This window comes from Arthrobacter sp. JCM 19049, from assembly GCF_001310435.1.
In genome coordinates this window covers 1-10474 of record NZ_BAXF01000049.1, presented here as the reverse complement: position 1 = coordinate 10474, position 10474 = coordinate 1, and the positions used below count along the sequence as shown (strand labels likewise).

Genomic DNA, 10474 nt, shown 5'->3' with positions numbered 1-10474 from the left:
CACGTCCTCCGCGACCTCCAGGTGCCACTGTCCCCATTGCCCGTTGGCGGCACGCAGCTCGGCTGCGGTGTGCAGGTCCCGCTGCAGGAAGGGCGCAGAGGCTGCTGGACCGGGTGGGTGATGGATTCGAAACGCTGCTCGGGCCGATGCCCGTCCCGGGCCAGGCCAAGGTAGACGTAGCCGAACCCGATCCCGGCGACCGAACGGCCGGCAAAGTCATCCAGGTACGCCTGGTAGGCCTGCTGATACTGTTCGGGGTCCTGGTCCTGGGAGGCATCGCGCAGCCAGGTTTCGGCGTACAGGCTGGGGCTGGACTGCTCCCGCTGGATGACCCAGACATCCAATGCCGGATCAAACCACGGGCGGATCCGCTGATCCCAGGGCTGCTCGCCCAGCGGGATTTCCCAATTCGCCAGCATCTGTGCACTGCCCCCGGGCTCCAGGTAGCTGGGCAGCTGCGAAATCAGGGCCTGGATCAGGCTGTCCCCGGCCATCCCGCCATCACGGTAGGTGAAGATCGCTTCGTCCTCCGCGCGCGGGGTGATGACAAAGGGCGGGTTGGTGGCGATCAGATCAAAGCGCTGCCCCTGCACCGGTTCAAACAGGCTGCCGCACCGCAGGCTCACCCGCTCCTCCAGCCGAGCCGGATCCACCTCCAGCTGCCGGTGGTTCAGCAGCAGGTTAAACCGGGTGAAGGCCAGGGCGCGCACGGAAAGGTCGGTGGCCGTGACATGCCGGCAGTGGGCCAGCAGGTGGAATGTCTGGATGCCGCACCCGGTGCCCAAATCCAGGGCCCGGTCCACCTGGGGACGCAGCGTGATCTGCGCCAGGGTCAAGGACGCCTGGCCGATGCCCAGCACATGGTCCGCCCGCAGGACCCCGGGGCGCTGGTGCGCGCCCAGGTCGTGCGCCACCCACAGTTCCGCGGAGCTGTCCGATGCGTGTGGGGTCAGGGCCACACTGGCCCGCAGCCCTGGACCATGCTGCTCAATCAATCCCAGCCGCAAAAGCCCCTGCACCCCGGTGCGGCCGAAGGCCGCATCGATCCGGTCGGCCGGGTAGCCCTGGCCCAGCTGGAACAACCCAATCACCGTGGCCAGCCCGGACTGCTTCGGGGTCGCCCGGCGCACCTGGCGCAATGCCGGCGGGATCTGGTCGCGGCCGAACGCCTCCACCGCTTCCTGCCCGAGCAGGGCCGTGATCGCATCGAAGGTGAAGTCCAGTGCGGTTAGATCGAAATACAGGGAATCAAGCAGCGCCTGCTGGTCACTGCGTGGGGCGTCGTCAACGGCGGCAAAATCGGTGGAAGTCACAATTGCGATTCTAGCTAGTTGCGGCAGAAATGACCGGGGACAGGCGCGTACGATGCGGTCATGGCCTTAGTCACCGTCACCTACCTGCAGCAAACCGATCCCTCCCAGCTGGTCCCCTCCTCGCGTCCCCTGCCCGAGGACGCGCGCATCGACTGGGTCCAGCAGATCACCCCGGAGTTCTCCCGCTTCCTGTACCTGGGGGTGGGCAGCGAACTGCACTGGGCCGATCGCCTGGTGCTCACCCGTCGACAGTGGCTGGAGCAGCTGCGGGCCCCGGGCTCCGAAACCCATGTGCTCTACCGCCTTGGGGCTCCGCAGGGGTACATCGAGTTGGCCGCTGTGCCCGGCACCGCCGGGACCGAGGTGGAAATCTTCTACTTCGGCCTCTTCCCCCAGGCCATCGGCCAGGGGCTGGGTGGCGCCCTGCTCACCGAGGGGATCCGGCGGGCCTGGACACTGGACGAACGCCATGCCGGGATGGCGCCGGTCAGCCGGGTGTGGCTGCACACCTGCTCCCTGGATGGGCAGCAGGCCCTGCCGAACTACCAGGCCCGCGGGTTCACGGTCTATGACGTGCAGGAAGAGCAGACCGAGGTGCGTGACCCCTCCAAGGACCTGTGGCCCGACGCTTCGCGGGTGTAGCCCGAAACGAAGCAAGGCCTGGGGATCCCCACCAGGGATCACCAGGCCTTCACACTGTAGCCGGGCCTAGGCGCTGAGCGGCGCCTGCTGGCACGTCGGGCAGCGGCGCAGCTGCTCGTCCTGGGCGCATTCGGTGCAGAACAGCCGCAGGTTGCGGCAGGAGAGCTCGGCGCAGTTCTCAAACTTGTTGGTCGGCGCCTGGCAGCCCACGCATTCGCCGATGGTCACCGCGTCCTCGGTGAATTCCATGTGCATGCGCTTGTCGAAAACGTACAGCGAACCCTCCCACAGGCCGGCATCCCCATACTTTTCTCCGTAGCGCACGATCCCTCCCTGCATCTGGTAGACCTCTTGGAAGCCACGGTTGATCATCAGCGCCGAGAGCACCTCACAGCGAATCCCACCGGTGCAGTAGGTGACGATCGGCTGGTCCTTGAGGTGGTCGTATTTACCGGAGTCGATCTCTTCCAGGAAGTCCCGGGTAGTGTCCACCTCGGGCACAATCGCGTTCTTGAACCGGCCAATCTGCGCCTCGAACGCGTTGCGCCCGTCGAAGAACTGAACCTGGGTTCCTTCCTTCTGCTTGGCCTCAACCAGTTCATGCAGCTCTTCCGGACGCAGGTGCGTACCGCCGCCAACGACGCCGTTCTCGTCGACCTGCAGCTCCCCCGGTGCCCCGAAGGTGACAATCTCATCGCGCACCTTCACCGAGATGCGCGGGAAGTCCTCGGCGGAGCCTTCGGACCACTTGATGTCCATCTTCTTGAAGGCCGGATATTCGCGGGTGGCCTTAACATACTGCTTCACCGCGGAGATCTCCCCACCGACGGTTCCGTTGATGCCGTCCTTGGAGATGATGATGCGTCCTCGCAGACCCCACTGCTCCAAAAGGGAGCGCTGCCACAGGCGGATCGCCTCGGGGTCGTTCAGCGGTGTAAAAGCGTAATACAAGACAATGCGATGAATGGCCACAAGGTATAAGGGTAGTGGGTTTAGCGTCCATTCAGGTGCTACGTGGAGCAAAGTCACATCAGTTTGACTATGATTTCAAGTAAGCAACGATTGGCCTTTGTCAGCGAGTTACTAGGAAAGACAGGTAGGGTCAAAGCATGGCATCAAACGCAAGCGATGAACTAATTGGCACCTGGGTTGCAGGCTGGTCCGGCGCGCGCGGCTATGAAGCGCGCCATGAAGGCCGTGTCCATGCAGCGCTGCGGCACGACACCACCGAGGACTGGGAGTACGTCATCTACAACCCCTCCCGCGAGGAACTGCAGGCCGTTGCCGAGACCCTGAAAAAGCATCCGGCGCGACGACTGACCGCCTTTTCCGAAGACGTTCCGGGGCTGATTGAGCTGGCCAACGAGGTCGGTTTGCAGATCGCTGCCGATGACGAAGTTTTGATGGTTACCGAGTTGGCTGCCCACGACGTGGAAGTGCCGCTGCCCCCGGATGGCTTCGTGTTCCAGATTGAACGCGATGGCACCCACGCCTACGTCTCGCTGCACCCGGAGGATAACGAGGAAGTCGTTGCCGCCTCCGGCCACGTCTCGGCAGTAAATGGTTATGCCATCTTTGACCGCATCATCACCGGTCCCGAATTCCGCCGCCGCGGTCTGGGCACCCTGGCCATGCGCGCCCTGGCCTCCTTGGCACAGGAACACGATGTGGACGAAGGCCTGCTGATTGCCTCCGTTGACGGCCAGAAGCTCTACGCGTCACTGGGTTGGACGAATCTAGGCAGCGTTGTGGCCTTCAAAGGCTAACTCGCACGCGTCCGCCCCCTCGCCGCCGAGCCCGCCTTCGGCGGCGAGTAGCATTTAACGGACCGGGCAGGCCCGCGTGCGCATCCCGGCTGTGAGCTTGGGGCTGCACCCCGCCGGCCCTGCCAATCATGCGTCCATCCCGCCAACCACCGAGGTGATCCCAGCCCATGGCCAAGACCGTCAACGCGCTGCTGGATCCATTCGAACGGCACAATGACCCGGACGCAGTAGTGCACCGCCGCGTGGTGCCGGCCAAGGATGAAATCACCGCACCGTGGCCCGAATGGCTTGACCCGCAGGTGCGCGGGATTTTCCAGGGGCTGGGGATCAACCAGCCCTGGCTGCACCAGGTTCAGGCGGCCGAGCTGATCCATCAGGGACAGCACACGATCGTGGCCACCGGCACCGCCTCGGGCAAATCCCTGACCTACCTGATGCCCGGACTGGACGCACTGTACCGGGCACGCCAGGCCTCCCCCAACGACTGGGACGCCCAAGCCACCATCTTGTACATTTGCCCGACCAAGGCGCTGGCCGCCGACCAGCTGGCCACCGTGCAGGCCCTGCAGGTGCCCGGGGTACGGGCCTCCAGCTATGACGGCGACACAGACCCGGCCAGCCGCTCATGGATCCGGCAGCACGCGAACTTCATCTTCACCAACCCGGACATGCTCCACCGCGGCATCCTGCCGAACCATCAGGCTGGGACCGGTTCTTAAAGCGACTGCGCTATGTGGTCATTGATGAGGCGCACTCCTACCGCGGGGTCTTTGGTTCCCATGTGGCCAACTTGCTGCGCCGGCTGCGTCGGGTGTGCCAGCACTACCGGTCCGGCCCCGTCTTCATCGGCGCCTCGGCCACCAGCGCCGACCCGGCAGCGTCTTTCTCGCGGCTCATCGGCGCCCAGGCCGAAGCGGTGACCCATGACTTCTCCACCTCCGGCGAGCTGGTAATTGGGCTGTGGGAGCCGCCCCTGACCGAACGCGTGGGAGAAAACGGGGCACCGGTTCGTCGCACCGCGATCGCCGAAAGCGCTTCCATCCTCACCGATTTGATGGCCGACCACACCCGCAGCATAGTCTTCATCAAGTCCCGGCGCGGCGCCGAAACGATCGCCACGCTCACCCGCAGTCACCTGGAACAGTTCGCCCCCGAGCTCAGCGTCCGCCTGGCTGCCTACCGCTCGGGCTATCTGCCCACCGAGCGCCGGGAGATCGAATCGGCTCTGCGCTCGGGCAAATTGCTGGCAGTCACATCCACCTCCGCGTTGGAACTGGGAATCGACATCGCCGGACTGGACGCAGTGGTGGTCGCCGGCTGGCCGGGCACCCGGGCCTCCTTCTTCCAGCAGATCGGCCGGGCCGGGCGGGCAGGGCAGGGTTCCCTGGCCATTTTTGTGGCCAGTGAAGATCCCCTGGACACCTACCTGGTGCACCACCCGGAGGCGATCTTTGACCTGGGCGTAGAGGCGACCGTGTTCGATCCGCAGAACAAATACGTGCTCTCCGGTCACCTGTGTGCGGCAGCCCAGGAACTGCCGTTGCGCAGTGAAGAACTGGAAATGTTTGGCCCCACCTCGGAGGAGCTGCTCGATTCCCTGGTGGCCCGCGGTTACCTGCGCCGCCGCCCGGCAGGCTGGTTTTGGACCCACGCCCAGCACGCGGCGGCCATGTTCTCCATCCGCGCCGATGGCGGGGGCCCGGTAAACATCATCGACGCGGAATCCGGCGCGATCCTTGGCACCATGGACTCACCGCAAACCCACTACCAGGCCCACCCCGGCGCGATTTACGTCCACCAGGTTCCAGCTACTTCGTTGAAGAGCTCGACGAACAGAACCACACCGTCGTTGTCACCCGCGTCAACCCGGACTATTACACCACCGCGCGGGACATCACCACGGTCGCCGTGCAGGGAACCGAGCGCAGCAGCGAGCACCGCGACCTGGCCATCCACTTTGGAGAAGTCATCGTCACCACCCAGGTGGTGTCCTTCCAGCGCAAGTCCGTCTCCTCCAACGAGGTACTCTCCGAGGAGCCGCTGGATCTGGAAGCACGCGAGCTGCACACCAAGTCCATCTGGTTCACGCTCACCGAACAGCGGCTGATCAATGCGGGAATCACCCCCGAATTTTTCCCCGGGCCCTGCATGCGGCGGAGCACGCGATGATCGCTCTGCTGCCCTTGGTGGCCACCAGCGACCGGTGGGATATTGGAGGAGTCTCCACCGCCTTGCACGTGGACACTGGGCAGCCAACAATCTTCGTCTACGATGCCCAGCCCGGCGGTGCCGGATTCGCCGAGCGGGGTTTTGAACAATTCGTCCGTTGGGTGCGGGCCACCCGTGATGCCATCGACAGCTGCGAATGCACCAACGGCTGCCCCAGCTGCGTCCAGTCCCCCAAGTGCGGCAATAGGAACAATCCGCTAAACAAGGCCGGCGCAATCCTACTGCTCAGCGCAGTGCTGGATGACATCGAGCCGCGGCACTGGCGCTAGGAACTGATCAGTTCCACAGTGGCGGCGGCCCTGCCCGCGCGGTCGCTCGCGCCTGATACACATTCAGGCCTGCAAGGTAAATCCCACCGGCACGCTCACCGATACCTTCACCACCTGACCGCCTTGCAGGGCGCAATGTTCCACGCCAGCCCCGTTGCTGCCGGCGATCTGCACAGCCACGGCGCACGGTTCACCCTCACGCAGCCCGCGGCCGTATCCGCCGCGGCGAGCGCCGCTAGATCGGCGGCAGTTCCAGCCGGGTGGCCGCATGCCTGCCGATAGGATCAGCGCGATGGCCCCGCAAGCCAATATTCCCACCAGCAGCAGGGCCAAGCCCAGCACCGTGCCGCTGCCGCGTTCCGGATCCTGCCCGAGCGTTGCTGACCTGTTCATTTCTGCTCCCACGCCGCATGGGCCTCGCCGCGCAGGGTGACCGTCCCGATCAGGGGCACCTGCAGGATTCGGCTCACCTTCACCTCAGCCAATGACCCGCCGGTGCTAATGCTGAACCGTGCCTTGCCTCCGGCCAGGCGGCTGCCGGTGGCCCGTGCCTGGGCAGGCTCTTCACCGCGCGCCAATTCCCGGGCAACCGCCGAGGCAGCCTGCTGCACCCGGATCTGCTGCATTCCCAGGACTCCCACGCCCAAAGTGAGGCTGAGCATCAGTGCAATGCCCGGCAGCAGCACCGCAAGTTCTGCGGTGCTGCTGCCCCGGTCATCTTTCAGCCCCATAGCTAGAGGCTCAGGCCCTGCTGATCAGGCCCAGCAGCATGCCGCGCACATCCCCGCTGGACAGGATGCTGATCAATAAACCAGCGAAGGCAACCGCTGCCAGGGTCACCATGGCGAATTCGGCGGTCGTACTGCCGCTCTCATCGTCCCATTCAATCCCGGCAGGCACCCCGGGACGCTGTCGTAGACCCTTGGGACCCATTGCGTTCCTGATCCGTGATTTCATGTCGGTTCCTTTCGAGGGTATTTTTCCGAATCATTTCCGGTCGGTTGGACAAGGTTGGGGATCAACCCCGTCTGCCATCCACCATCACGGCATTACTCCCACCCCTGCAGGGGCGGGTGGCGGATTGGGGATTACCACTGGGGCAGCAACGCGACGATCAGCGGGATGACGCCCAAGGCGATGAACGCCGGCAAAGCGCACAAGCCCAGCGGCAGCACGAGTTTGGTCCCAAACTGGGCACCGACCCGCTGTGCGGTGGCGATCCGCTCGCGCCGTTGCAAGGCCGCCGAGTTGTGCAGCAGCTGGGAGGCGGACGCTCCGGAACTGCGGGTGAAATATAGCGCCCGGCGCAGCGGCGCCAGCCAGGAGGGTGTGCCGTTCCAGGCGTCGTTCCAGTCCATGTTCATCTCCAGGCAACGACACACGGCACGCAACGGCGCACAATGCGGAATGTTGGTGCCCAGGATCTGCAGCACGCGATTCAACGGCAGCCCCGATTCCAAGAGGCTGGCCGCCAGGTCCAGCACCAGTTCCACCGGCGGATCCTGGGCCGACGGTTTCGTTCTTCGTTTCCCTTCCCGCCCACTGCCGGGCCGCTGCTGGCGGGCTGGCGGACGGAAGGCCAGCATTACGCTGATGGCCAGGGACAGCAGGAACAACGCTCTCACCCCTGGACCGCCTCACGGGTGGAACGCGTTAACAGCAGCCGGCACCAGAGCCGGTTGGCCGCCCAGAGCCCAAGATCCAGCAGGACCGCCACCCGGGCCAGCGCGGATTCTGCCAGCACGGTGAAAACGTCAATGCCAAAGAGCGCCCCACTCAGCAAACCGAGCAGGGGCAGCCAGGTCAGCAGGCGGGTGGTGGCCCGGGGACCGGCCAGCGCGACATCCAGGGTTCGCCGTGCATCCTGCGCCGCCTCCAGGTCCTCGGCCAAACGCTCCAGCACTTCTGCCAGCGGGGCGCCGCTTTGCTCACAGATCTCAAAACACCAGTGCAGCCGGCGCAACAGGTGCCCGGCCTCCCCGTCCAGGCCGCAACCGCGCCTGGGGGCTGTGTCCAGCGGGTCTGGCGTTGGACATACAGTGCCGATAGTGCCTGTGCTGCCGGGTTTGTCTCCCCTGCTTCGATCCGCAGCAGCAACTGCATGGCGGCGTCCAACTGTTTACCGCTACGCAGCAGCCCTGCCAGTTCGCGCACCACCCGTACGCTGGACTCCGCATGCGCGTCCACCGCTGCACCCCGACCCGCCGATTCGTTGACCCGGCCAGAAGCGCCGGTGGAGTGTATCCCCGGAATGAAAGCTCGTTGCGTTGCGCAGCAGCGGCCGCCTTCCCAGGTTTGCATTGGGGCCGCCGCGCTGCTGCCGCCGGCGCGTAGGGGAACGCCACAGGGCGGCGGCCGCCACCAGCAGCAGTCCGAAAACCGAGAGCAGGGTCATGTTGCGCTCCCCGGTCGGCGGTACAGCGCCTGGAGGATCGTCTCCACGGTGGCAGAATCGAACCGCTCCTTTAGCCATGATTCCGTGCCAGGCAGCAGCGGGTCGTGCAAGGAGCGTCAATCAGCGGTTGGGTGCGCATCTGCTGGGTCTCCCCCAGGAACAGGCGACTCAGCTTCACCGGAGCCCGACTCCCGTCAGGACCGCGTGCCATGTGGATGAGCAGGTCCAGTGCGCTGCTGGCCTGCAGCGCGGTGGCCTGCGGATCCCAGCCGGCTAGGGCCCCGAGCGCCGCCAACCGTGCCGGAACCGCCCCGGGTTCATTGGCGTGGATCGTCCCGGCTGCCCCCTGGTGCCCGGTATTCATGGCCGCCAGGAAGTCCCGCACCTCCGCACCGCGGCATTCTCCGACGATAAGCCGGTCCGGGCGCATCCGCAGGGCCTGGATCACCAGTCGCTTAATCGCACCTCGCCACGGTGCTCCGCGTTTGGAAGGCGCGCCTGCAGCGACACCACATGCTCGTGCTCGACCTGCAATTCGTGGGTGTCCTCCACGATCACCAGCCGCTGGCCCGAATCCACCAGCCCAAGCATGGCCTGCAGCAGGGTCGTCTTGCCCGAGCCGGTGCCCCCGGAGACCAGGAAGTTCTGCTCGGTGCTCACCACCGCCTGAAGCAGCGGCTGCCACCACCGGTGGGCGGCCCCCAGCAATTGGTCCAGCCCACGCCCGGCGGCCTGCTTGACACGGATGGAGATCACCGGGCCCTGCACGGCAACAGGCGGCAGCACCGCGTGGATCCGGTACCCACGCACCGAGACATCCACGAAGGGCATCGCCTCGTCCAAACGTTTGCCAGCCAGGGACGCGAAGTGCACGGCCAGCCGGCGCACCTGCTCGGCGGAGCTGAAGCTGAACCCGGTGAGACGCAGTCCCTGCGCTGAATCGGTCCACACCTGGCCCCGCCCATCCACCAGCACGTCGCTGACACCGGGCAGGGTGGCAAACTGTTCCAGTACCGACAAGCCCTGCACCTCATCACGCAGGTTCTGTAGGGTTTGTGCCGAACCGGTCGAACCCCAGGCCGTACCGGCTTCGGTGACCGCTTCGGCCAGCGCGATCGGGTCCAGGTTCCTCCGCTTTGGATCGCCTTGCGCCGCACCGACTCCAGGATCCTTTGGTCCACCAGCCCCTGCCGGTAGCTGCCGCCCGGCCGCTGGGCGTGCCGCCCGCCGTTCACGATCCACTCTCCTTGAGCGGCAGCAGTGCGCAGTCGGCAATCGCCTGCCGCAGCCTACGTGAGCGCAGTGCCTGCAGCAGGTCACCGCGTTCCGCACAGCGCTGCACACCGCCGTGCTGGGGAAAGAACCCCAGCAGCCCCTCGGGCTGCCCCAGTGGACTCCTGCCGGTGCCGGCACACAGCACGTACCCGTATCCGGTTGCACGCTGGCGGCTTTGCCCCGAACCGGTGAGCACCATGCGGTCCTGAAACTGCCCCAACACCGGGGCCAACGGGTGGATGAATCGACCAGTGTCAATGACCACCAGGTCAAAGGCCTGTCGGGCGGCCACCAGGACCCGTGCCGCCAGCGGCTCGTCAATCACGAACGTTCCGGGATCCTGCCGCCAGGACAGCACGGCAGTGCCCTCACAGCGCGGCAGCATTTCCCTAAATTGGTGCGGGGCCAGGTGTCCGCGGGATTCGCGCAGCTGCTCCCAGCCAATCCCGCTGACCGGTTGCCAGCTGAGCATTGGCCACAGCGACCCGGAGTGGGGATCCAGGTCCAGCACCACCGATTCCAGTCCGCTCAGCGTGCCGGCATGGGCGCTGAGGCACGCCAGCGAACTGGTGCCGATCCCTCCGG

Annotated in this window: 11 protein-coding genes and 2 pseudogenes; 3 read left to right on the top strand and 10 right to left on the bottom strand. The window is 65.6% G+C overall.

All coding sequences use genetic code 11. The features are described from left to right. Positions 1 to 1313: class I SAM-dependent methyltransferase (locus JCM19049_RS04275; RefSeq protein ID WP_054820913.1), on the bottom strand; the 1313-nt coding region annotated here is incomplete at its 3' end. 60 nt (positions 1314 to 1373) lie between these two features. On the opposite strand from JCM19049_RS04275, the gene JCM19049_RS04270 reads away from it, so the two are divergent. Then, positions 1374 to 1955: a GNAT family N-acetyltransferase gene (locus tag JCM19049_RS04270; RefSeq protein WP_054820912.1), complete on the top strand. Its 582-nt coding sequence runs from the start codon at positions 1374 to 1376 to the stop codon at positions 1953 to 1955. Positions 1956 to 2021: 66 nt separating this feature from the next. Here JCM19049_RS04270 and JCM19049_RS04265 read toward each other — a convergent pair whose 3' ends face one another. Next, positions 2022 to 2927: a rhodanese-related sulfurtransferase gene (locus tag JCM19049_RS04265; protein WP_054820911.1), complete on the bottom strand. Its 906-nt coding sequence runs from the start codon at positions 2925 to 2927 to the stop codon at positions 2022 to 2024. Between the two features lie 137 nt (positions 2928 to 3064). On the opposite strand from JCM19049_RS04265, the gene JCM19049_RS04260 reads away from it, so the two are divergent. After that, a complete protein-coding gene (locus JCM19049_RS04260) occupies positions 3065 to 3721 on the top strand; it encodes a GNAT family N-acetyltransferase (protein ID WP_054820910.1) in 657 nt (218 codons plus the stop codon). A 167-nt stretch (positions 3722 to 3888) separates the two neighbouring features. Next, positions 3889 to 6219, top strand: a pseudogene (locus tag JCM19049_RS04255) (DEAD/DEAH box helicase). Between the two features lie 63 nt (positions 6220 to 6282). Here the strand turns inward: JCM19049_RS04255 and JCM19049_RS04250 are convergent. From JCM19049_RS04250 to JCM19049_RS04215, 8 genes and pseudogenes are all read right to left on the bottom strand, one after another. Further along, positions 6283 to 6552, bottom strand: a complete 270-nt coding sequence (locus JCM19049_RS04250) for a hypothetical protein (protein WP_279402437.1) — start codon at positions 6550 to 6552, stop codon at positions 6283 to 6285. A 56-nt stretch (positions 6553 to 6608) separates the two neighbouring features. Then, on the bottom strand, positions 6609 to 6950 hold the full coding sequence (locus JCM19049_RS04245; RefSeq protein ID WP_054820908.1) for a TadE family protein: 342 nt from the start codon (positions 6948 to 6950) through the stop codon (positions 6609 to 6611). Between the two features lie 10 nt (positions 6951 to 6960). Next, the gene (locus JCM19049_RS04240) at positions 6961 to 7176 is read right to left on the bottom strand and encodes a DUF4244 domain-containing protein (RefSeq protein WP_279402436.1); all 216 of its coding nucleotides are present in this window, start codon (positions 7174 to 7176) and stop codon (positions 6961 to 6963) included. A gap of 131 nt (positions 7177 to 7307) precedes the next feature. Next, positions 7308 to 7712, bottom strand: coding sequence for a type II secretion system F family protein (locus JCM19049_RS04235; protein ID WP_279402435.1), 405 nt, complete (start codon positions 7710 to 7712; stop codon positions 7308 to 7310). A gap of 128 nt (positions 7713 to 7840) precedes the next feature. Next, positions 7841 to 8182, bottom strand: a complete 342-nt coding sequence (locus tag JCM19049_RS04230) for a hypothetical protein (protein WP_054820905.1) — start codon at positions 8180 to 8182, stop codon at positions 7841 to 7843. 502 nt (positions 8183 to 8684) lie between these two features. After that, a complete protein-coding gene (locus JCM19049_RS04225; RefSeq protein WP_054820904.1) occupies positions 8685 to 9062 on the bottom strand; it encodes an ATPase, T2SS/T4P/T4SS family in 378 nt (125 codons plus the stop codon). Then, entirely contained in the window at positions 9059 to 9856 is a 798-nt protein-coding gene (locus tag JCM19049_RS04220; protein ID WP_054820903.1) for an ATPase, T2SS/T4P/T4SS family, read from the bottom strand. The genes JCM19049_RS04225 and JCM19049_RS04220 overlap by 4 nt, the downstream gene beginning before the upstream one ends. Then, positions 9846 to 10474, bottom strand: a pseudogene (locus JCM19049_RS04215) (hypothetical protein); the annotation flags it as partial. The pseudogene JCM19049_RS04215 and the gene JCM19049_RS04220, both read right to left, overlap by 11 nt.